This window comes from Adlercreutzia wanghongyangiae (assembly GCF_035989245.1).
In the GTDB taxonomy this organism is placed as follows: Bacteria; Actinomycetota; Coriobacteriia; order Coriobacteriales; family Eggerthellaceae; genus Adlercreutzia; species Adlercreutzia wanghongyangiae.
The window spans coordinates 119088-139845 of the sequence record NZ_JAYMFF010000002.1 but is presented as its reverse complement, the minus strand read 5'-3'; the positions used below and the strand labels follow the sequence as shown (position 1 = coordinate 139845).

27 protein-coding genes and 1 pseudogene are annotated in these 20758 nt (G+C 60.2%); 14 read left to right on the top strand and 14 right to left on the bottom strand.

What is annotated here, in order from left to right:
- The first annotated feature begins 50 nt into the window (after nucleotides 1-50).
- Entirely contained in the window at nucleotides 51-500 is a 450-nt protein-coding gene (locus tag VIN30_RS00935; protein WP_338208538.1) for a hypothetical protein, read from the top strand.
- A gap of 16 nt (nucleotides 501-516) precedes the next feature.
- Here the strand turns inward: VIN30_RS00935 and glsA are convergent, their stop codons facing one another.
- Nucleotides 517-1485 carry a glutaminase A gene (gene glsA / locus VIN30_RS00930; protein WP_338208535.1) on the bottom strand — a complete coding sequence of 323 codons (969 nt, stop codon included), beginning with the start codon at nucleotides 1483-1485 and terminating at the stop codon, nucleotides 517-519.
- A 129-nt stretch (nucleotides 1486-1614) separates the two neighbouring features.
- Complete coding sequence (locus VIN30_RS00925) at nucleotides 1615-2079, bottom strand: hypothetical protein (RefSeq protein ID WP_338208533.1); 465 nt, start codon at nucleotides 2077-2079, stop codon at nucleotides 1615-1617.
- 127 nt (nucleotides 2080-2206) lie between these two features.
- On the opposite strand from VIN30_RS00925, the gene VIN30_RS00920 reads away from it, so the two are divergent.
- The 4 genes from VIN30_RS00920 (at nucleotide 2207) to VIN30_RS00905 (ending at nucleotide 5778) form a co-directional block, all read left to right on the top strand.
- Nucleotides 2207-3133 carry a HipA domain-containing protein gene (locus tag VIN30_RS00920; RefSeq protein ID WP_338208531.1) on the top strand — a complete coding sequence of 309 codons (927 nt, stop codon included), beginning with the start codon at nucleotides 2207-2209 and terminating at the stop codon, nucleotides 3131-3133.
- Nucleotides 3134-3194: 61 nt separating this feature from the next.
- Nucleotides 3195-3857 (top strand): HAD family hydrolase, encoded by a 663-nt coding sequence (locus VIN30_RS00915; protein ID WP_338208528.1) that lies wholly within the window; start codon nucleotides 3195-3197, stop codon nucleotides 3855-3857.
- An 83-nt stretch (nucleotides 3858-3940) separates the two neighbouring features.
- Nucleotides 3941-4819, top strand: a complete 879-nt coding sequence (locus tag VIN30_RS00910) for a MerR family transcriptional regulator (protein WP_338208526.1) — start codon at nucleotides 3941-3943, stop codon at nucleotides 4817-4819.
- Entirely contained in the window at nucleotides 4816-5778 is a 963-nt protein-coding gene (locus tag VIN30_RS00905; RefSeq protein WP_338208524.1) for a CPBP family intramembrane glutamic endopeptidase, read from the top strand. Before VIN30_RS00910 ends, VIN30_RS00905 begins: the two co-directional genes overlap by 4 nt.
- 38 nt (nucleotides 5779-5816) lie before the next feature.
- Here VIN30_RS00905 and VIN30_RS11530 read toward each other — a convergent pair.
- Together VIN30_RS11530 and VIN30_RS00900 are read right to left on the bottom strand one after the other, a co-directional pair.
- Nucleotides 5817-5981 (bottom strand): annotated as a pseudogene (locus VIN30_RS11530) (GNAT family N-acetyltransferase); the annotation flags it as partial.
- 180 nt (nucleotides 5982-6161) lie between these two features.
- Nucleotides 6162-6581 carry a DUF3788 domain-containing protein gene (locus VIN30_RS00900; RefSeq protein ID WP_338208522.1) on the bottom strand — a complete coding sequence of 140 codons (420 nt, stop codon included), beginning with the start codon at nucleotides 6579-6581 and terminating at the stop codon, nucleotides 6162-6164.
- Nucleotides 6582-6858: 277 nt separating this feature from the next.
- On the opposite strand from VIN30_RS00900, the gene VIN30_RS00895 reads away from it, so the two are divergent.
- The gene (locus VIN30_RS00895) at nucleotides 6859-7905 is read left to right on the top strand and encodes an ATP-binding protein (RefSeq protein WP_326438580.1); all 1047 of its coding nucleotides are present in this window, start codon (nucleotides 6859-6861) and stop codon (nucleotides 7903-7905) included.
- A gap of 32 nt (nucleotides 7906-7937) precedes the next feature.
- Here the strand turns inward: VIN30_RS00895 and VIN30_RS00890 are convergent, their stop codons facing one another.
- The 5 genes from VIN30_RS00890 to VIN30_RS00870 form a co-directional block, all read right to left on the bottom strand.
- Complete coding sequence (locus tag VIN30_RS00890) at nucleotides 7938-8387, bottom strand: zinc ribbon domain-containing protein (protein WP_326454210.1); 450 nt, start codon at nucleotides 8385-8387, stop codon at nucleotides 7938-7940.
- Between the two features lie 85 nt (nucleotides 8388-8472).
- Complete coding sequence (locus VIN30_RS00885; protein WP_338208519.1) at nucleotides 8473-9429, bottom strand: Fic family protein; 957 nt, start codon at nucleotides 9427-9429, stop codon at nucleotides 8473-8475.
- 56 nt (nucleotides 9430-9485) lie between these two features.
- Nucleotides 9486-9698, bottom strand: a complete 213-nt coding sequence (locus VIN30_RS00880; RefSeq protein ID WP_326438586.1) for a hypothetical protein — start codon at nucleotides 9696-9698, stop codon at nucleotides 9486-9488.
- 14 nt (nucleotides 9699-9712) lie between these two features.
- Complete coding sequence (locus VIN30_RS00875; protein ID WP_338208515.1) at nucleotides 9713-10258, bottom strand: AAA family ATPase; 546 nt, start codon at nucleotides 10256-10258, stop codon at nucleotides 9713-9715.
- Between the two features lie 355 nt (nucleotides 10259-10613).
- Nucleotides 10614-11363, bottom strand: coding sequence for a MerR family DNA-binding transcriptional regulator (locus VIN30_RS00870; RefSeq protein ID WP_338208514.1), 750 nt, complete (start codon nucleotides 11361-11363; stop codon nucleotides 10614-10616).
- 85 nt (nucleotides 11364-11448) lie between these two features.
- On the opposite strand from VIN30_RS00870, the gene VIN30_RS00865 reads away from it, so the two are divergent.
- Nucleotides 11449-11781 (top strand): YbjQ family protein, encoded by a 333-nt coding sequence (locus tag VIN30_RS00865; protein ID WP_326454215.1) that lies wholly within the window; start codon nucleotides 11449-11451, stop codon nucleotides 11779-11781.
- Between the two features lie 59 nt (nucleotides 11782-11840).
- Here the strand turns inward: VIN30_RS00865 and VIN30_RS00860 are convergent, their stop codons facing one another.
- Nucleotides 11841-12356 (bottom strand): GNAT family N-acetyltransferase, encoded by a 516-nt coding sequence (locus tag VIN30_RS00860; protein ID WP_338208511.1) that lies wholly within the window; start codon nucleotides 12354-12356, stop codon nucleotides 11841-11843.
- Between the two features lie 40 nt (nucleotides 12357-12396).
- Complete coding sequence (locus VIN30_RS00855) at nucleotides 12397-13257, bottom strand: alpha/beta fold hydrolase (protein ID WP_338208509.1); 861 nt, start codon at nucleotides 13255-13257, stop codon at nucleotides 12397-12399.
- 86 nt (nucleotides 13258-13343) lie between these two features.
- Between VIN30_RS00855 and VIN30_RS00850 the strand changes: the two genes are divergently transcribed.
- From VIN30_RS00850 to VIN30_RS00835, 4 genes are all read left to right on the top strand, one after another.
- Nucleotides 13344-14645, top strand: coding sequence for a helix-turn-helix domain-containing protein (locus VIN30_RS00850; RefSeq protein WP_338208507.1), 1302 nt, complete (start codon nucleotides 13344-13346; stop codon nucleotides 14643-14645).
- Nucleotides 14642-14998 (top strand): hypothetical protein, encoded by a 357-nt coding sequence (locus VIN30_RS00845; RefSeq protein ID WP_338208506.1) that lies wholly within the window; start codon nucleotides 14642-14644, stop codon nucleotides 14996-14998. The genes VIN30_RS00850 and VIN30_RS00845 overlap by 4 nt, the downstream gene beginning before the upstream one ends.
- Nucleotides 14999-15100: 102 nt before the next feature.
- The gene (locus VIN30_RS00840) at nucleotides 15101-15379 is read left to right on the top strand and encodes a type II toxin-antitoxin system RelB/DinJ family antitoxin (protein ID WP_338208504.1); all 279 of its coding nucleotides are present in this window, start codon (nucleotides 15101-15103) and stop codon (nucleotides 15377-15379) included.
- Nucleotides 15372-15755, top strand: a complete 384-nt coding sequence (locus VIN30_RS00835) for a type II toxin-antitoxin system PemK/MazF family toxin (RefSeq protein WP_338208502.1) — start codon at nucleotides 15372-15374, stop codon at nucleotides 15753-15755. Before VIN30_RS00840 ends, VIN30_RS00835 begins: the two co-directional genes overlap by 8 nt.
- Nucleotides 15756-15903: 148 nt before the next feature.
- Here VIN30_RS00835 and VIN30_RS00830 read toward each other — a convergent pair whose 3' ends face one another.
- Nucleotides 15904-16371, bottom strand: a complete 468-nt coding sequence (locus VIN30_RS00830; protein WP_338208500.1) for a hypothetical protein — start codon at nucleotides 16369-16371, stop codon at nucleotides 15904-15906.
- 221 nt (nucleotides 16372-16592) lie between these two features.
- On the opposite strand from VIN30_RS00830, the gene VIN30_RS00825 reads away from it, so the two are divergent.
- Nucleotides 16593-17204, top strand: coding sequence for a helix-turn-helix transcriptional regulator (locus VIN30_RS00825; RefSeq protein ID WP_338208498.1), 612 nt, complete (start codon nucleotides 16593-16595; stop codon nucleotides 17202-17204).
- A 574-nt stretch (nucleotides 17205-17778) separates the two neighbouring features.
- On the opposite strand, the gene VIN30_RS00820 is transcribed toward VIN30_RS00825, so the two are convergent.
- Together VIN30_RS00820 and VIN30_RS00815 are read right to left on the bottom strand one after the other, a co-directional pair.
- Complete coding sequence (locus VIN30_RS00820; protein ID WP_338208496.1) at nucleotides 17779-18597, bottom strand: nucleotidyl transferase AbiEii/AbiGii toxin family protein; 819 nt, start codon at nucleotides 18595-18597, stop codon at nucleotides 17779-17781.
- Complete coding sequence (locus tag VIN30_RS00815) at nucleotides 18594-19118, bottom strand: type IV toxin-antitoxin system AbiEi family antitoxin domain-containing protein (protein ID WP_326425608.1); 525 nt, start codon at nucleotides 19116-19118, stop codon at nucleotides 18594-18596. The genes VIN30_RS00820 and VIN30_RS00815 overlap by 4 nt, the downstream gene beginning before the upstream one ends.
- 324 nt (nucleotides 19119-19442) lie before the next feature.
- Between VIN30_RS00815 and VIN30_RS00810 the strand changes: the two genes are divergently transcribed.
- Together VIN30_RS00810 and VIN30_RS00805 are read left to right on the top strand one after the other, a co-directional pair.
- Complete coding sequence (locus VIN30_RS00810) at nucleotides 19443-19955, top strand: RNA polymerase sigma factor (protein WP_338208492.1); 513 nt, start codon at nucleotides 19443-19445, stop codon at nucleotides 19953-19955.
- Nucleotides 19948-20739 (top strand): hypothetical protein, encoded by a 792-nt coding sequence (locus VIN30_RS00805; protein ID WP_338208491.1) that lies wholly within the window; start codon nucleotides 19948-19950, stop codon nucleotides 20737-20739. The genes VIN30_RS00810 and VIN30_RS00805 overlap by 8 nt, the downstream gene beginning before the upstream one ends.
- The last annotated feature ends 19 nt before the right edge of the window (nucleotides 20740-20758 follow it).

Here is a 20758-nt window from a genome sequence, read left to right as displayed (position 1 = left end):
GCGCTAAACTTCTCCAAAACAAGAACAAATGTTTGTTGGAAGGAAAGGCTATGGATGCGAGGAAGCCGTTGTCTGCGCCTCCTGGGAACGCGACCGGCCGCCGCTGCTCCCTCGAGCAGCGGGTACGCCAAGCGGTGATCAGCTTGCAGGCTGAGGGAAAGGTGCCGTCGTTCTACCAAGTGGCCAAGCGGGCGAACGTGGCCCGAAGCACGCTCTATCGCAATCCCATGTTGCGTGAAATTGTGTGTCGGAGTCGGGACGAGGCATCGGCGCTTGTCGCCGCGCGCGACCGCCCTGCTGCAACGGGCGATCCGCCAGAATGGGATGGCGCTTGGCGGGGTGCTACCGATGTGCGGGCCGACGTGGCGGCCCTGCGATGTGCATTGGCGGAACTGCAGGCTGAATACGAGGTGCTGGCGCAGGGGCTGGCCGAAGGCTACCGCGAGAACGATTGCTCCCACTTCACCTACGGCGTGTGCCTCCTGGAAGACGCAGCGTAAGCAAGGCGCGGCAAATCTAGGCTTCCACGAGGTCGAAGTGCGTGTTGGAGAACACGTTCAGGTTCAAGCTCTTCATCAGGTGCTTCAGCGCTGCTTGGGCCTTCACGGAGTTGCCGGCGTCATCGAGTGGCGGTGCGAAAGCGCACACGCCGAAGAGGCCGGGCATGACGCCAATGATGGCGCCGCCCACCCCGGTTTTCGCGGGCAGGCCCGTGGCGTAGAGCCAATCACCCGAGTGCTCGTAGAAGCCGACGGCACTCATAAGGGCAACCACCTTGGAGGTAAGCTCCGCGCCGAACACTCGCTTCTTCGTGAGGGGGTTCACGCCGTCGTCGGCAATAGTGGCCGCCGATATGGCCAGCTGCTCGGCCGTTACGCCGAGCGAGCACTGGCGCGTGTACAGGTCGAGCGACATCTCCGGGTCGTCGTAGAGGCGCTCGTAATCGCGCAGCAGCCAGGCGATGGAGCGGTTCTCGAAGTTCGTGGCCGATTCCGACTGGTACAGCTCGTCGATGAGTACCGGCTCGCTGCCGAGAAGGGCGGTCATGTTGTCGAAGATGGCCTTCCACTTTCCGTCGGCATCGCCGTGGGGCTCAATGAGCGAGCACGCCGCAATGGCGCCGGCGTTCACGAGCGGCGTGGAGGGCCGGTCATTCTCCAACAGGATGGCGAAGATGGAGTTGAAGGGCAGCCCCGTGGCGTCGGCCCCGATGTCGTCCAGCACCGTTTGTGCCCCGTGCTGCTCCAGCGCGAGGATAGCCGTGTGCACCTTCGACACCGACTCGATGCCGAGCTGGTAGTCGGTGTCGCCCACGGATATGAGCCGGCCATCGGGCAGGCACAGGCTGATGCCGAACAGGCCGGGGTTGATGTTCGCAAGATAGGGAATGTAATGCGCGTTCTGGCCACCCTTGATGTCCTTGCAAGCGTTGTATGCGTCGTGGACGGCGCTGCTGATCTGGTCGAATGTGAGCTTGGTAATCATGGGGTCTCCTTCGAGGCGCGAACAATCCCATAGTACGCTGTTTCCGTCATCGTTAGGGATGCGCTTTGGCCTCGTTGGCAAACTGTGGGAAGGAGACGCTTTTCCTCAGGGCAGATGCGGTGACGTGCCCTATTGCCGGTCGAAGTAGTTGCGGTCGGTGAGGTAGTAGGTGCGGATGTAGCCGGCGGGGGACACCACGACGAATTCCCCGGTGCGTTCCAGGAAGTAGAGGTCGTCGCCGTCTTCAGCTTGCAGCTTGTGCAGGGAAGCCGGGTCGGCGATGACGGCATTGGCGGCGGCGAGGTACTCCTCGGCGGTGGCGCACCCGGTTTCCCGGCCGTGCTTCTCGAAGTGCTGCTGCAACTTCTCGTCGGTGCGGAAGGCGAGATGCGAGGCGGCTTCAGCGGCGGTCTCGTTGCGGGAGGACGCGCTCTCGGCCTTGTTGGGAGTAAAGCTGCAAGCTGGTAAGCACAGGAGCGCCGCTAACCCGAGAGCAAGAAGGGCCCGCGCTATGCGGTTGGTGCCAGCCGTGCCGCCAAAGAGGAATCGCGGGCGGGGCCCTCGGAGTGCCGCGCTATGGCTCTGGGGATTCATGGAAGGGGCGACCTTTCTGGCGCACGCTGCTCGTTGACCTCCAGATTATACTGCGGGTATGCGGGCCGACTTTCCGCCGTGCTACAATGTTTCCCACTGTTTCCGCTGGTGTTGAAGGAGGGCCTTCGTGATAGAAATCGCCGATCTTCGCGATTGCGCCCCCAGTGGTCTTTTCTACGGCGGCCGAGCGGGACAGAAAGAGGGCATTCTCATCAACGGGGAGCCTTGGATAGCCAAGTATCCGCGCACGACGCGCGATTTGGCGGGCAAGCATCTGCCGTCTTATACTTCGAGTCCCGTTTCCGAATATCTGGGCTCGCATATTTACGGGCTGTTGGGCATTCCGGTTCATGAGACGATGCTCGGGTACCGCGCCGGCAAGATCGTGTGTGCGTGCCGCGACTTCACCTTCCCGAACGCGCGTCTCTTCGAGTTCAAGGAGATCAAGAACGCTCTTTCCGACGACGATGCGGGCTTTAGCTCGGCGCCATCGGATGGAGAGGTCATTCTTCTTGGCGATGTGCTCGCCGCCATTGAGACATCCGATGTCTTGAAGACGGTGCCGGGTGTGCGCGAGCGCTTTTGGGATATGTTCGTGGTAGATGCCTTCATTAAGAACCCCGATCGCAACAACGGGAACTGGGGCGTTCTCATGACGGCGCCGATGGCTTACGAGCTCGCGCCCGTCTACGACATGGGCAGCTCGCTCTTCAGCAAGCGCAGTCCCAGCGTGGCGGCGCGTCGGCTGGGAGACGAGGCGGCGGAAAACGAGGACGCTTTCGGGACGAATATTTCGTGCTATCGGCTTTCGGATGGCGAAGGCGGGAGCGCTGCGATTCATCCCTTCGAGTACATGGCGAAAACGACGAACCCCGATTTGGCCGCCGCCATTAAGCGTTTCACGGCGGCGGTGAATATGGATGCCGTCGATGCGCTCATAGATAGCGTGCCGGAGGAAGCCTACGGCATCGTTCTTCTGTCGGAGCCAATGCGCGCGGAGCACAAGCGCCTTCTGAGAAAGCGCCTCGAAGAGGGCATTCTCCCGCTTTTGTAGCTGCGGGGCCCGTGCTGTTCTACAATGGCTACCGACTGATGGGTTTAACCGGAAGGTTGCTATGAACAATATCCAGGGTGTGCTGTTCGATGCGGATGGCACGCTGATTGACACATACGACATTATTCTCGCCTCTATGCGCTACACCATCAACGACGTGCTGGGGTGCGATTTGCCCGACGAGGCGCTTATGGCGGGCGTGGGCACGCCCCTGTACGACCAGATGCTCGGCTTTGCGGAAGGCGACGAGGCTCTGGCCGAGCACCTGCTGAGCACGTACCGCGAGCACAACGTGGCCGTGCACGATGCCAGCGTGCGGGCCTTTCCCGACACGCGTGCGGCTTTGGAGCGGTTGCGGGCCGCGGGCGTTCCCATGGGGGTCGTTACCTCGAAGCGCCACGCGCTCGCCCAGCGCGGGCTGGATATGGGCGGCATCGGCGACCTCTTCGACGTGCTCATCGCCCCCGATGACTGGCCCGAGCACAAACCGGCTCCCGGGCCCATCCTTCGTGCTTGCGAGCTTATGGGACTCGATGCGTCCCACTGCCTGTATGTGGGCGACAGTCCCTTCGACATGCAGGCCGGCAACGCCGCCGGCTGCGCCACGGTGGCCGCGCTCTGGGGCATGTTCCCGCGCGAGGCCCTTGCCGCCGAGAACCCCACGATGATGTGCGACTCGCTCGGCGAGATGGCGGAGCGCCTGCCGCTTCGCGAAGGCGTCTAGGCGCGGCACCCGGTTTTCCGAAAAAGTTCTTGCTCGTGACGCAGCGTCGTGTTGTAGAAACGAGGAAGAAAGGAGGTGCCACCATGGTCGAGAAGAACGAAACAACACGATGCGAGGAACGCCGCGGCGCGGCTGGGCTCGGCGCGCGAGCCTCGGAAGCAGCGACCCGCTATACCACCGGCGAGCTGGCCGAGGCGTGCGGGACGACGGTGCGAACCGTGCAGTACTACGACGGCAAGGGGCTGCTCTCGCCGTCCGACTACTCCGAGGGCGGCCGACGGCTCTACACTGCCGACGATGCGCGCCAGCTCCACTTCATTCTCATGCTGAAGGCGCTGGGACTTTCCCTTGCGCAGATCAAGGGCGTCCTCGAAAGCCCGCATCGTCACGTCATCCTGGGCGATTTGCTGGACGAGAACGCGCGCGAACTGCGCGAGGAAGCCGAAGAGCTCCAAAGTCGGCTGCGCGCCATTGAGGCGATGGGCGACGACATCAGGCGCTACGGCGCTCTGACGGCGACAAGCAAGCTCGCCATGGTGAGGCGAATGGAAGACAAACGAGCGGAAAGGCGTTGGCATGCGGTGATGATCCTCGTGGGCATCCTCATGGATGTGGCGTGGATCGGCACCCTGGTGCTCGGCATACTCACGGGCGTGTGGTGGCCGTTCCCCATTGCGCTCGTGGCAGTGGCGGCTGCGGGCTTCTGGCTGGTCGTTCACTTCAACGACCACACGACCTATCTGTGCCCGGCGTGTCGGGCCGATTTCCGGCCGAATCTGGGCGCGTTCTTCGTGGCGTGCCATACCCCCACTACGCGCAAGCTTACCTGCCCTTGCTGCGGCGAGAAGAACTGGTGCGTCGAGCGCTTCCACGCCGAGCCGCTTGCTATCGGTCGCGGGGAATGTGTGCCCGGCACCTGTACCCACGGCGCGTGTGCGGCGGAAGAGGGAGGTGCGCGATGAGCCGACTGAGAGCGTTTCTGGCCGCCCATCGAGCTGGCACCTTCTGCGTCGTGACCTTCGCTCTCACCTGGGCGTTCTGGTTCGCAACGGTGTACCCTGCGGCGATTCCGCTGCTGCAGGCCGGGCAAAATCCCTTGGGCGGCCCGGCGGTAACGCTGTTCGTCGGGGCGGGCATGTTCTTTCCGGCCATTGGCGTTGTGCTGACGCGCCTGCTGACAGGGGAGGGCTTCCGCGGCGCGTGGGTGCGTCCGCGCGAGTTCCGGCGCACATGGAAGTACTGGGTCGCTGGGTGGTTCGGCCCGATGCTGCTAGTGGCGCTGGGCGCCGTCGCGTTCTTCTTCATCTTCCCGGGTGACTTCGACCCGTCGTGCCCGCTGTTCCGGGAGACGCTCAACGCCCAGTTGGCGGCGGCCGGCCAGCCGCCCATGGACGAAGCTCAGGCGCAGGCCCTGATGGGGATGCAGCTGGCGCTCGTGCTCGTCTGCCCGCTGCTGAACGTGGTCACGTGCTTCGGGGAGGAATGGGGCTGGCGCGGCTACCTGCTCCCGCATCTGATGGAGCGCCATTCTGCGACGTGGGGCATCGTCGTCGTGGGCGTTATCTGGGGCCTGTGGCACGCGCCCATCACGGTGCTCGGCCACAACTACGGGCTCGACTATCCGGGGTGGCCGGTTGTGGGCATTCTCGCGATGACCTGCTTCTGCACGGCGCTGAGCGCGCTCTTCGGCTGGCTTACCCTGCGCTCGGGCAGCTGCCTGCCGGCCACGTTCGCCCACGGTGCCCTGAACGGCTGCGTTGCCGCGCCGGCGCTCTTCACGGCCGTGACGCCGAATCCCTTCGTCGGCCCCGCCTGCACCGGCATTATCGGCGGCCTCGGCCTCATCGCGGTTGCCGTCCTGTGCGTCGTGTCCCTGCGGAAGAATCCGCCGAGGTTCCTGGTGAACGTGCGGAAACCGTAGTGCTCGTAGAAGCCGACGGCTTGGTCGTTCTGCTCGTTCACATCCACCAGCGTGGCGCCAAGCTCGTTTGTGGCGTAGTCGAGAAGGCGCGTCCCTAGCCCCTGTCCGCGCAGGGCCGGATCGATGAACAGCATCTCAACCATGGAGCCGTCGACGCCGAGAAAGCCCGCAGCCGCGCCGGCGCCGTCTCGGCAAACAATCACGTGCGCGACGGATGTGATCGCGTCCGGCACATAGCCCGCGATGCGCTCGATATCATCCGGCGTAAGGAACGTATGCGTCGCCTCTACCGACGCCCGCCAGCATGCCACCAGCTCAGCGAGGAGCCCCGTGTCGCCGCCAATTTCAACGTTCTCGAAGTTGAACCGCACGATGCCCCTCCTCTATTTTCGCGAAACGTTCGGTTTTCGCTTGATTGCGAGCAAACGCATGAAGTCTTCGAAAAGGGAGGTGTCCGACGGTTCGAACATCACCCATTTTCCGTCGCGGTACGTCCGTGCGTCATCGTAGGCTCTCTGGATTTCCTCGGAGTAGGTATCACGGTCTGCCTCGAACTTCGCGCGCTCGCTCTCTCCGAAAATGACCATGAAGCCGACGCAGTTCTTCCGGGCATATAGAGCGCACAGCGTCTTGCCGCCCCGGCGATACTTGTATTCGTACTCCCACGCCTTGCCGCCGCTGGCCCATTGGCGATTCATATCGTACCTTTCGTCAATGGCGGAACAGAGGGTTGCCCAGACCTCAAAAAGAGGCTCACCGACGAGTGCTATCAGCTCCTGATCGGTGGGAGTGTGTTCAAGCATGGGCGCTCCTAAGAACGGAGGGGCGGGGGCGGCGAGGGATTGAGGCTCCATATTAACGATTCGCCGCGCCACTGGCAATGAGCTCGCGCACAGTGCGCGCGGGCGTGCTACTTCTGCCAGTGCTTCAGGTGGGGGACGATGACGCCCATGAACGAGATGGCCTCCTCGTGGGGCGTGCCGGTGGTCTCTTGACAAAACAGTAAACGACAGTAAAAAATGTCAGAAACAGTAAACGACAGTAAAAGAATTCTAAAACAGTAAAACTCTGGGAGGCGCTATGAAGCAGCAGAATCCTTACACTCTGACATTCGGCAAGGAACCCACCCAGCTCATTGCGCGGGCGGCCCAGTCGCAGCAGGTCATCGATGCTTTTCTCGGCGAGCCGAGCGCCCAGCAGGTGTACATGGTCACCGGTATCCGAGGATCGGGCAAAACGGTCTTCATGACCGAAATCGCCCGCAAAATCGCCTCACAGAAGGATTGGATAAGCGTCGAGCTCAATCCCGAGCGCGATCTGCTGACGAGCCTTGCGGCGAAGCTGTCCAGCGAAAACGAGCTCGCGCGTCTTTTTCAATCGGCTGAGATCAATCTCTCGTTTTTCGGATTCGGACTGGATGTCAAGAGTGCCGCCCCTATTACCGAGATAGAGACGGCACTTCAAAAAATGCTCCTTAGCCTTAAAAAGAAGGGGAAGCGCCTGCTGATCAGCGTTGATGAAGTTACCAATACTCCCCAGATGAGAGCATTCGCTGCCGCCTTCCAGATTTTTCTGCGTCAAGATCTCCCCGTCTATCTTCTGATGACGGGGCTGTACGAGAACGTGAGCGCGCTTCAGGACGAGAAGAGCCTGACCTTCCTCTATCGGGCGCCTAAGATTCACCTCGGCCCCTTGAACATTGGCACCATTGCCGAAGACTACCGGTCGGTTCTCGGGCTTGGCGAGCAGGAGGGGCTGGCTCTTGCGAAGCTGACAAAAGGGTACTCGTTTGCGTTCCAGGTGCTCGGTTATTTTGCTTGGGAGAACGCCGACGATCCTCGGGCGGCTCGGCAGCTCGCGCGACAGTATCTCGACGAGTATGCCTACGACAAGGTGTGGTCCGAGCTCTCGCGAAAGGATCGCGAGGTCCTTTGCGGCATTGCCCAGGTGAAGTCCGGTCGCATTGGCGACATACGCGAGCTGCTGGGCTTGAGCACCAACGAGTTTAATCCTTACCGCCAACGCCTTATACGCAAGGGCATCATTTCCGGAGACGAGCGCGGCTACGTGCGCGTGCTCTTGCCGTTCTTCGACCAGTACGCGCTCGCTCACTACGATCTGGGGTAGCACTTGCAGAGGTCGCAAGTGCTACCCCAGCGCTACTTCTGCCAGTGCTTCAGGTGGGGGACGATGACGCCCATGAACGAGACGGCCTCTTCCTGCGACATGCCCGTGGCCTCCATGAGGAAGGGGGTTGTCTTCTCGATGAGCTCGTCTTCGTCGTGATATGCGAACTGGCCGTCGTCGTAGCACCACTTGCAGTACGCCGCGTTCTCCGCGCCGTCGGCATCGGTGCCGTGGGGCATGTTGGGCACGGTGAAGGGGGTGCCGCAGCACTGGCACAGCTGGGTTACGTCGATGTCGAAAAGCTGGATAACGGGGATATCCAGCACGGTCGCGATCAGCTTGCGCATGTCCACGGACGGCTCGGTCTCGCCGTTTTCCCAGCGCGACACCGCCTGACGCGTGACATAGAGTTTCTCGGCCAGCTCCTGCTGGGTCATTCCGCGCTGCTCCCGCGCTTCGGCAAGGGTTTCTTTGAACGGCATGGTCGCCTCTTTTCTCTTGGTTTCTCAGCTGGTTTTATTCTGGCTGCCGAGGCGTCCTCTTTCAAGCAACGTTCTGTTGCGCCGGCTAACGATAAACGCGCCAGACCCCAGAACGTGGGCTGCCCTCCCTTACGAGGGCTCCTTCTTCCTTCAGATCGGCAACTATGCGCTCGACGCTCCTTTTCGGACGACCGAGATGGTCTGCCAACTGAGTTATGTTTCCTGCCGGATGCTCGGAGAAGAAGGCGAGGGTTCGAGCCTTTGTCTGCTCCTGTTCGCTCATTGGCCTGGCAAAGGGGAGCATCGCTTCTTTAATCGCCTCGAGCATGAATTCCACGAACGCCCCACTGGTTCCGGTTGCGTCTCCTTCTGCCAGCGTCTCGTAATACCTGGACTGATGCTCCCTGATGGCGCTTTCGACGGGAAGCCAAGCCAGTACGGGCCTCCATCGCGCGAGCAGCAGAGTGTGCCAGAGTCGCCCCGTTCTGCCGTTTCCGTCGGCGAAGGGGTGGCAGAACTCGAATTCAAAATGGAATACGCAAGAGGCGAGGAGCGGATGCATAGTCGTGGTCTTGAGCCAGTTGAAGAGATTCGACATCACCTCGGGAACATATGCTGCCGGCGTGCCTGCGTGGATGAGCCTTTCGCCGTCGAAGACGCCAACATTGCCCGAACGGAAGCGGCCCGCTTCGGAAACGAGGCCATCCATCATCATGCGATGGACTTTGAGAAGGTCGTCGAGGGAAGTGGGATCAAGGTCGGGGATAAGATCGTAGGCTCGCTTCGCGTTTTCAACTTCACGGATATCGTGCCTGTCTCCCAAGACGCGCTTGCCGTCGAGGATGGCGGTCACGGCCTTTGCGTCGAGGCCGTTTCCCTCGATAAGGAGTGATGAATGAATGGTTTTGATCCTGAGTTCGCGATGAAGCACGGGGCTTTTCGCTAACGGCGCTTCCGGGGACAGCATGCCGACGAGCTCGGCGATTTCCATAGAAAGAGGGTCGATGCGGTCGCTGCGCTCAAAGGGCGGTTCGTAGGTCATAGCTGCTCCTCTCTTTTACCGCCACCATTTTACCGTCATTGGCGGTAAAAAGATAGTTAGACTGCATCGTTGCAGCAAGCGAGCTCTCGCTCGATGAGGGCGTTCGCTACTTCCAGCGCGTCGATTCTGCGGGCGGCGAGCGTGATCTGGGGCTTCAGCCTGTCGGCGGTTTCCTTGGCGCTGAGCGAGGCATGGGTCTCCCGAAGTTTGTGGAGCAGCGAATCGATCTGCCGCTTGGCTTCAGCCAGTTCTTCATGGGTGTACTGCATGGGGCTCCTCTCCGCTAAAGTGCTTTCTTCATCCGGTAATTCGTCAGGGAGATGCTGTTTTGGGCCTCTTCGTAGTTCTCGTCGATGAGGCGGAATGGCAGATTGTGCTTCCGGCATTCAGAAAGAATGCGCTCGTTATCGGCGATGAGGTCGTCGATATCCACGCTGTCGGCCAGGCGTTGCTCGATGACGTTGGCGAAGCGGCGCACGTCATCGCCGTGGGTTTCCAGATAACGCCTTGTCATGACGAGGCAGATGTACTCGATCTGTTCCAGATACGCGGGCTCGAAATCGCTTTGCCAGTTAAAGGGGATGTAGCAGCCTTCTACGATGAGGTGCTGGTTGTTCTCGATGGCGGTCTTCACCATTTCTCGGGCGATTCCCCAAAGGTAGGGCACGAGCAGCTCGTCATCTTCGGGAGTTAGCTCCGTTTGGACGCTGCGGATGAGCCCCATCTTCAGCAGGTCGAGGGAGAGCACCGGGTAGCGGTATCGCTCCATCAGCTTTTGCGCCAGCAGCGTCTTTCCCGTATGGCTTGCGCCCGTTATCAGAATTACCATGGCCGTCTCGCTTCGTTGGCAAAGGGTTTCCGTGCTTGTGAAAGTCTACCAGCATTGAGGAACGCAGCCTGTGAGGCGGGACGTAAACTGCGCTCGAGATGTTCCGGTCGACGAACCGCCTCGAAAATGCACCAAATCGCGAGTTATCAGCGTCTGCTGGGCTGCTTTGTCACAGGTTGGGCGAGGTGTTTGGAAACGGAAGGGCTGTGACCAGGCATTTCTTTGGGGACCTTCAAGGCCACTGGTGTGATTTGGAAGTCCAGACGCTGATAACTCGCGATTTGATGCAGAAACAAGCACCTTCGCCGACCGAGGCGGCGTGTGGTGTGCCAGCGCCCCAGACTTCGATCCGCTGTCAGGCGAATATCGTGCACAGGTAATGATGGTCTTGGTCGGAGGCGGGCAGGCAGTAGTCGAAGCGCACGAAGACCGGCTGCTTCGCACCTTTCCGCAGGGTGGTCACGCGATGGCGGATGGCGTCCAGTGTTCCTTGGAAGGTATGGCAGCGGGTGCCCTTCTTGATAACCGCCGCGGGCTCGTGGCCGGTATGCCCAGGAGCAAGGGGGTAGAAGGCGCGTGTCTCGTCTTCGTGGAACTCGCCGGAGGTGTCGGGCCCGAAGAGGAGGAACTCGTCGCGCTCCGCGAGGCTTTCCGCGACGTCGGTTGATAAGAGGTCTGCGACTGTTACGCACTCCAGAAAGATGTTGCGCTCCAAAGTGAAGGCGCGGCCATTGGGGTTGCGGATTGCGTCTTCCACCAGGGGGCACAGCTCGTTGAGATGCTGCTCAATGTGCTGAAGCTCGCGAATCTGCTCTTGTACGGCCGCCCTCTGTTCGCTTAGGAGCTTGGCATGCTCGGCCGCGTTCGGAGACGCGAAGCAACGCTGCATGCGGGCTAAGGGGATGCCCGTCTTGCGCCCCACCATGATCATATCCAGAATAGACAAGTGCTCCAGCGTGTAGCTGCGGTAGCCCGTTTCTGGGTTTACGATAGGTTTGAGCAGGCCTTTCTTGTCGTACAGCCGCAGCGCATCGTGGGATATGCCGTACAGTTTGGCAACCTGCCCAATAGACAGCATGCCGGCAGAATCGCTTTCGCGCTTCATCTTTGGAATCCCTTCTTGACTCTTGAGTTGGTCAAGAGTTTACCATCGCAAATCGAAAGGACAAACAGCGAAAGAAAGGATTTCCATGAGCACCTCGTTCAAGCCAAGCATTCCCGTATTCACCGTCGAGACGGGCCTCGATGGGGATATGCGCCCCATCGGCCTCGTCCGAGGCAACGTGTGCATGTCTCGAAATGTTGTGAAAGATCTGATGGGAAGCTTGAAGACGCTGGTGGGAGGCGAGATTGCCACGTGGACCGATCTTATGGTGGAATCGCGTGACATCGCGCTTGAGCGCCTCGTGGCTGAGGCAGAGCAGCTGGGCGCCGACGCCGTGACCGGCGTGCGTTTCTCGTCGAACTTTATCGAAGACGTTGTGGAGGTGCTTGCCTACGGTACTGCTGTGAAAGCGAGGTAGCAAGCACGGGTAGTGCGGCGGCAACCGTGGATGGCGGGGCATCTTGCGGGAGCCCCGCTTTATGAAAGGGCGTCGGTGCCGTAGAGGCGGATGGTGCCGCCTTCGAGTTCGTTTACGTCGCCCAGGTGTTCCCAGCCGCACTTCTCATAGAAGCCCACCAGGTCGGTAACCAGGTACAGACGCTCGTGGCCCATGGCAGCTGCCTCGGCGCGGGCGTGGTTGAGCAGGTGCCGCGCGAGACCGTGGTGCCGGTGCTCCTCTTCCACGTACAGAGCGCAGAGGTTGGGGGCGAGGTCAGGTCGGTCGTGGAAGTCGTTCTCGATGATGCCGCAGCCGGCGATGATGGAGCCTATGGGGTCGTTGTCCGCGCGCACAACATACCACTGGGGCACGTCACCGGCCCGGGCACTTTCCCGTATGCTTTCTCGGTAGGCTTCCTCGGGGATATCCCACTTCTCGGAGAACCATGCAGCTGCTTCTTCTGTCATCTCAGGATGCTCCGCCAGCCGCCAAATACGCCAGGAACGCGCCGCATCGACGCATGTATTCGGGGTGCGGTTGGTACTGGTCTGCATGGTCGGCTCCTTTTGGGGCGGGGTGTTTCGGTGGAAGATCCTACCCCACTCGCAGTGTTTCGTCGAATGCCGGCTCGTAAAGCGAGCGGGCGAACTCCTCCAGCAGCGAGTTCACTGCATCGGGCTTGTCGGTGTTCGCGTTGTGGCCGGCTCCTTCTATCCAGTGCAGGGGCACTCCGGTTTTCTGGGACCATGCTCGATTGTAGCGCTTGGCCGAGCCGGCCTGGTCCTTCTCGCCGCAGATGAGGAGCATCGGGCACAGCACGTGATATGTGCGCTCGGGGACTATCGCGCCGGCGAGGGCCGCGTAGCCGTGGGCAGCCAGCTCGCAGTATTCCCGCTTCCCGTAATCATCCATCATGGTGACCATGAGCGCTCGGCCGTAGTCGGTGGTGGCGCAGCCACTCGAGCCGAGGCGCTTGAGCGTATTCCAGGGAATCGACAAGTACATGAGCTTTGTGTGCTTTAGGAAAAAGAGTTCCCAGCTTCGGTAATAGCTGAAATCCAAGGGACAGGAATCGATTGACGCGAAGCCTGCGACGTCATCTGGATAGAGTCGCAGGTAGGCTTGCGAGACGTAGCCGCCCATGGACTGGCCGACCAGGATGGGCCGGTGCGCGCCCTCGCGCTCCAGAATCTCGTGGAGCCACCCGGCCAGGTCGTCGAGCGTCCAGCTAAGCTCGAAGGGCCGCGACGTGCCGTGGGAAGGCGGATCCCATACGAGCATGTTCGTCCGGCCCGCGAAATGTTCGAGCTGCCGTTCGAAGAGCCGATGGTCGGCGGTTAGCCCCGGCAGGAAAACAAGCCAGGCGCGGTCGGTGCCAGCCTCGCGCGAGACCCAGTAGGCTACGGTGCCGGAAGGCGTTTGAAGTTGGCGCTCGCTCAGATTCACGTTGCCCATCGGCTTCTCCTTCGGTTGCTGTGGGGCTTTCGGGCCTATCAGATGAATGGGGTCATCTGATAGGTCTCGAAAAATAGCTCGTTCGTTTGGCCGTCTCGCTGAAAACAGCACTATACCATCAGCACGGTGGTGAGCGGCCTTTGTTGCGTAAGTCAGTCAACTGCCAGTTGATTCTGAGGTATGCGAAGTTGAGGAATGCTCGCTTGTTGTTGGTGGCTTCGGCGGCAATAATAGGAGGTGTCGAAAGGAGCCCCATGGACCAGAACCCTATAGCCGAGCGCATTCGGGCCGAGCGTTGCCGGGGCGGCTATACCCAGGAAGAGCTAGCCGGACGCCTGGGGGTCACCAAGGCTGCCGTCTCGAAGTGGGAGTGCGGCCAGAGCGCTCCCGACATTGCGTTGCTGCCGAAGCTCGCGTCGCTATTCGCTATCACATTGGATGAGTTGCTGGGCTACGAGCCTTTGGCGAGTGTCGAGACGCGGAGCGAGATTCAGGAGAATATGCAGTCGCTGCTTGAGAGCGATATAGCCCGAGCCCTCGATTACGCCAACGAGCAGGCTGTTTTGTACTGGTCGGATTCCGAGCTGCTCAGGATGATTGCCATGCTACTTTACGCGAAAGCCGTCGAATTGGGGAACGGCGCCCCCGAGCTCGTGCCCGGTTTGACCGAGGCGGTTGAGCGGCTGTTGGAGAGATCGCTGCAGCTCGATCCCGACGGACCCTCTGCCGATATGGACCTGCAGACTATCTGCATGCTGATGGCGGCATCGGGGCGCGAGGAGCGAGCTGCCGAGCTCATCGAGAAGAAGGTGGCAGCCAAGCCGGATATGGCGGCAGTCACGTTCGCGGGCATCAAGCTGAGGGCGGGGGATGCTGAAGAGGCCGCGAGGGTTCTCAAGCGCCAGATGCTCTTCTCTCTACTGGAAGCTGCAAGCTGCGCCCAGGCTCTGGCGGGGTTTCCGGATCTGGGCGCAGAAGACTTGGAACAGCTTCTTGCTCTCGCCAAGGGTCTGCAGAAGCCGCAGGGATTCGCCGTGCTTTCTCCGACGCTCATCCCGTTCATTCGCTGCGAACTTGCCGCGCAGCTCGCGCAGTCGGGGCAGACGGATGCAGCGCTCGACCACCTGGAGGCATTCGAACTTGATTTGGAGAAATGCCGTGGCCTGCTCGCGCATCCGGAGAACCCTCCGTTTTTCGAAAGCGTGCAGGAATACCTTTGGGAAAACGGCGACGAGGCGACGGATGTTGCGCGGGAAGAATTGGCCGACGCGCTCTGCGAGGCCCTCATGAAGCGTCTTGAGACGGACGAGCGATGGAGCGCTCTCCGTGAGAGCCCAAGGTTTGTCGCCGTTATCGAGCGTTTCGCTGACAAGGGGGAGGCGCTATGAGCGCAATCGATCTGCTTCTCCGGTACGCGATCATCGCTGTTACTTTCCAGCTCGCCTGCGCCTGGGCGCACGCGTTCCAATCGCCCTGGCCCTTGCCGGATGCGCTCCAGCTTGCGCCCTCGGCCAAAAGCCAGCTATTCCAATCACTAGGCATTCGTTTCGATCTCGCAACAACGGGTTGGTGCCGAGCGCTACTTTCTGCCAGTGCGGTGCGACATACGCCGCTCGGTTCACTAGCAGCAAAAGGACGACAGCAGTGCGATCTCGCGCAAAACATGTGGATGTCTTTTCCCGTGCTGGTCTGTCCTCTTTCTTTAATTGTTGACGCAGCGGGCTATTGCGGGAGAGTATGAGGTTTCGTCGAGGGTGTGACAGAATGTTGCCCTTTGAGTTGGCGGTATCTCTTTAGTACCCTAATAGGGTACAATATGGGTACTAATAGAAGGAGGTGCTCGATGGCAACGGCTGCAGTGACAAGGCGTGCGGAGATCAAGACGCGCACGTCTGATGAGGTGAAACGAGATGCGACTGAGGTGTACGCTCGATGGGGTCTCAGTCTCAATGATGCGATTAACACGTTCCTCATCAAGTCGATTGAGGTTGGTGGTCTGCCGTTCGATTTGCGTCCGGAAGCGCCGTCGTATGACGCCATCGCTTCGGTGGCCTACAGACCCCCTTTTGATGCCGAGGGCGTTGCCGTGCTGCCGGCGGAATGGGACGACGGCGATGAATGACAAAGAGCCTCAACCGTGGGAGGTCTGGCACGCGCGCTTCGACTTTTCCGAAGGTCGCGGATATAAGTTTCGCCCGGTCATCGTATTGGCGATGCGTCCCGATGGAACGCTTGTGGCGATGGTGACGAGCGCGACTAACAAGCTCTCTCTGGAGCATGATTATCTTATACAAGAATGGGAGGCAGCAGGCCTTGCTAAGCCCTCCATCGCTCGGCTCGACCGCATTGCTGAAATCCCCGCTGGTTATCTGGGCGATGCGGGGCGCATTGGTCGCCTTGCCGAGGACGATATCGCTTCCATCAAGGCGATGCTTGCTGGTATAACTAAAGAAGGGGCAGAATGCCCGCATCTGACGATCCGAGGGCAAGGGCGCTGAATCTTATCCTCGCCATCTTTTCCCGACATATGGTCGGTAGTTGTCGAGGATACTCCCTGGCCGAACGAGTGTGGTCTCGTTCGGCCAGGGAGTCTGTTGCGTTTTTTTGGGGGAGTGCTGAGAGGCCTCCTGATGAGGTGAAGATGTCTTACTCGCACGACGCCTTGTGCCCAAGCTCACTGAGGGCTTGCAGGGTTCCCTCCACGTTCTCGGCGTGCCAGTTCTTGTAGCCGCCGGCGTACTGCGAGGCGTATATGCCGGACAGCCGTAGGTCGCTCAGTCCCTTCTGCTGGGTGGTGAGACGCACGCCGCCGGTGCTCGTCACGATGTCGATGACCACGTTAAGCAAGTCATCGGTAAGCTTCACAGATTCAATGTCTGCATACGGCACCACGAGCGAGACGTCCCGTTCCAACGTTCCCCAAAAGGATCCGAACGGAAGCAGGATGAGCTCGTTCTCGCACATCTGAAGAACCGCCACATCCCATGTCTCGAAAAAGCGGACGATCTTATCGCTGAGATCTCCCGCCGCCCCCTTGACGATGATGCACCGGTCCTCCAGGGGCGTGAAGCCGGCATTCAGCACATATTCCCAAACCTTCTCTTCGCGGGCCATAACTGCTTCGTTCCTTTCACTCGGATTTGCGTCGGCGGCTAGTATTCTGCCAATTCTCCTCAAGGCCCGCAAACGGCTCATCCTTACAAAATGCCTGTTCAACGGCCTTGCAAAAGACTTTTGACAGCTGTGTCCGCATCGTTTTGCAAGCCTTGTGGGGTATCATTTCGGTGCGCACAAGCGGCGCGACGCGCCAACAGGCAATCGAAAGGAAGGGATCGATGGAACTGGCTCGGCAGCTGAAGGCCAAGCGAGAGGAGCATGGGCTTTCCCAAGATGAGGTCTCGAAGGCGATATTCGTGTCGCGCCAGACTATTTCGAATTGGGAGAACGACAAGACCTACCCGGACGTGCAGAGCCTGCTGTTGCTCAGCCAGCTGTTCGGCGTCTCCATCGACGAGCTCGTGAGGGGAGATGTGGTCGTCATGCAGCGCGCCATCGCGGAGGACTCGCGCAAGATGCGGCTGCTGTCAATCGGGATGCTGGCCTTCTCGGGGCTGGCCTTCCTCTTCCTGCTCGGCTTCTCGCTTGCGTGGCAAGAGCCGTCGGGGTTCGCGCGCATGAGCAAGGGGAACATCGCGGGGGCGGCCGCGTTTATCGTGCTCTACGCCATCGGGTTCGCCATGGCCGTTGCGGTGGGTCGCCTGAAGAAGAAGCACGACATCGTTACCTATCGCGAGATCGATCGGTTCCTCAAGAGCGGGGTCGTTGGCGAGCCGGATGTGGAAGGCCTCGCCCGCAAGCACCCGGCGCTCGGCGTTGTAGTGAAGCTTTTCGGCGGCGCCATGATCGGCCTGCTGCTCGCAGGGCTCCTGCTCGCGCTGGAGGGGTAGTCGCGAGCGTTCGGGATGACCTTGCTGTCCGCAGTTACATTGCGCAGGCATGGGGTGGGAGGAAGCGTTTGAGGTCCACACTGTCGGACACAAGCTCGAAGCGGGGCATGTACACCTTGCACTCGCGATAGGGCTCGGTGTTCTTTCCGGCGATATTCGAAGAGATGTTCTTCCAGACGGCTCCGCTTAAAATGTAGGCACTCAGGGAGCGGCCTTTCGGAGGCAACGACATGTACGTATTTCCTGGATTAGTTTGACCTTTGCGGTCGGTTAATGAAACTGAGCCGCTTGCAGACTACTCTTAGAATCAAAGGCCCGGATGCACGACTGGCGAGACTACTGGTTCCCGTTGTTGGACTAGATCCCCGATTGGGAAATGCTTCACTTTTCCAGGCACGTTGACGCTATACTTTCAATCACGTTTCGGCAAGCATACATTGCCGATCGAGTCGCATGTGCCCTCAAATGGGACTTCAGCCATTTCGCTTGTACTCCCTTGTGTCCTCGGCAACGCTGAGAACCAGTCGCTACCAATAGGCAGGAAAGATGTTCGGTTTGCGCATTGCCCATATTCTTAGGCGTGAGAGTCGATTCGGTCGATCAAATCATTTCCCCAGGCGATGGCATGTTCCAGATCAAGTACATCCAATCCCTCCGCAGCGGCTGCATAACCCATCTCCCAATCGGGGTGATCGACGATGCGAGGGGGCCATTCCTGCATCCCCCTGTATGCGAACAGCCTGATGCAAAGGGGCTTGATATCTGCAACATCAGGAGCATCCTCCCGCATTATGATCTGAAGATCCACTAGGTCATGTACGCGATCCGAGCCCTCCTCGGTCAGCACGTGGAGCTTTTGGACCACCTGATGAGCGAGCTTCATGAACGGCATCGGATTAAGAGGAGGGAACCCTAGCGCAACAAACATCTGTGACACGTCTTCGGGCGCCAGCATGTCTGGATCGTCGGCATCGCCGATCTCGTTGTGCCCCACCTCAAGAGGAACCGTGATCCATGACTTCCCGTTGTAGGAGAGCTTCACCTCGAAAGGCTGCATGATGTATTGCGCAGGCACGCCCTTGGGCTTTGCCGGTTTGCCGGGCACGAGCTTTCCGGTAAAACCGTTCCAACCGGATGCGAGCGCATCCTCAAGTCGACTGACATAGTCATCGATGTCGGATGCGCGCGCTGTATCCAGATCTCTTGAGAAGCGCGTCGCCCCATCGCCGAATCTGAGTTTGAGCGAGCTTCCTCCTTTGACCGCGCCATCGGGGAGGAGCTGCCCCACGATGGCGTTCGCCATGGTCCGCTTGATGCGCACTGCCTCATCGCTGTCTTTCGCAAGACGTTCGATGGCTATGTCGAGATTGCGCCTTGAATTGGGCATGCTCATGTGAGCTCCTCTTTCAAACGTTGGTGCTCAGATTTGGTGATGAGGCCGCTTTGCCGGGCGGCATCCGCAGCATTGCGAAGTCGTTCGGTCATAACGCGACCACGGCAGTCGAGTATGGCCTCTGTCACGGTCTGGGAGGGAATTCCCTCATAATGCGTTGTGTCCTTATCGGCGACAGTGACCGCTTCAACCCAAGGAGGCAGGATTTTCCTGACTCTTTTCGGTGTTCCGATGCTGAGTTTTCTCGGATTCACGAATGCGAGACCATGCATGGCAAGTACGGTTTCTCCGAGCAGGAAGCTATCGCCGCCGACCAAGGCCACTGCCTCAGCGTATGGGTCGAGCTCTGTAGGCGTATGCATGACGAGCTTGTAAACACCTCTGCCTCTGCGCTCAAGGCGTCCTATGTCGACCCACCTGTTGAGCTCAGACTTGCTGATCCCTAAAACGCGAGCTTGCGCTGTAGTCACTATGCCGTAGTTGTCTGCAGCAACCTCATATATCTCATCAAAATGCTTCATGCCAAAAGGTTAGCACTTTTGTATACTTTTTGCCAGTAGTGAAACTTCGCCGAATCACTGGCCCTATATGAAAAAAAGCGCCCTGTTCAGGGCGATCGGGTAATGGCGTATCGTTTTCGCTATTCCCACTCGATGGTGACAGGGGCGGTTACACCCAGGAATAACGAAGGAATAAAATCAGGGCATGGGTGCAGATCCTCTACCTGCGCAAACGTGAAAACATGAGCTCAAAGAATGCTCGTTTTAAATTGGTGCGCACATTTTCGGGCGCGCCGACGTTAAACGCTGTAGGAGGTGAGAAAGCGGTTGAAGCAGAGCAAGTCCATGGACGCGGATGAGTGCGGGCGTGCCCTTCTGTCGAATCCAGATCGGCTGGCGCGGTTCGCAGAGGAGCACTATGACGAGATCTTCCGCTATTGCGCCCGGCGCCTGCCCTCGGCGGAGGACGCTAAAGACGCCACGCAGGAGGTGTTTCTGCGTCTGGCGAAGTCCCGTGCTGTCTACGACTCCCGGGAAAAGCCGCTTGCCTACCTCTACACCTGCGCGAGGAACGTGTGCATCGACATCATGAGGCGTGCGAGACCGGTCAGCATGCTGAGCGATGCCGATGCAGAGCGCATTCCCGACCCTGCGCAGAACGGCATGCACGAGGACCTGCTCCTGGCGGACGCGTTGTCGCGCCTGCCCGCGGACGAGCGCGAGGTGCTGGAGTTGCGCTACGGGCAAGACCTCAAGGTGGCGGATGTCGCCGCAGTTGTGGGCAAATCACGGTTCGCGCTTCGCCGTATCGAGCGTCGTGCCCTCGAAAAACTCAGGGAGATGATGGAAGATGATTGATAGGAACGTCGCGCTGAAGGAGAGCCTGCGAGCCCACTACAAGAGAACCGCCGCACCTGTTGACGAGGCGGAGAAGGCCCGCGTCGCGGCCATGGTTCGGGGCGAGGCCGCCCGGTGGTCGTCGGGTATGTCGGTGGACGGGGCTCTGTTCTGGCGTTTCGTCGTCGGGCAGCTCCGCTTCGTCAGCCCGGTTGCCTGGGCGATGCAGGTTGCGCTGCTCGCCGGGATGCTGGCGGTCGCGGGCATCCTTCCTGGGAGCTCGTCCAGCATGCTGGTCGTGATGGCCTCGGCGGTCCTTTCCGTGGCCTTCGCCGTGCCGTCCGTGTTCAAGAGCTTCGATCACGATGTCGCGGAGTTGGAGGCGTCGTGCCGCCATGATTCCGCGCAGGTGCTCGCAAGCCGGCTCGTCCTTTTCGGACTTGCCGACGTGCTCTGGATGTCGGCGGCGGTCTGGCTGGTTCCGACGCTGGCCGGGGAGGAGCCGTTCAGGGTCTTCCTCTACGCCGCGACGCCGTTCTTCGCCTTCTGCGCCATCTGCTTCCACCTATCGCGCATGATGCGCGGGCGCTGCGCCAAGGCCTGCGCCGTGGCGGCGGCCTGCGCCCTAGCGGCACTATGGGGGGCCGGTGCCATCGTGCCGCATTGGTACGCCGAGATGTCCATGGCAGTGTGGACCTTGGCTTTGGTCGCGGCTCTTGCCCTGGCTATCCACGAGGCGAGAAGGCTCGTCCTCCAGGTGGCGCAAGACGGCGCCTCTCCGCTGCCGGCTCCCGTGCTGCTGTGAGGTGCGCCGCGATTCAGCG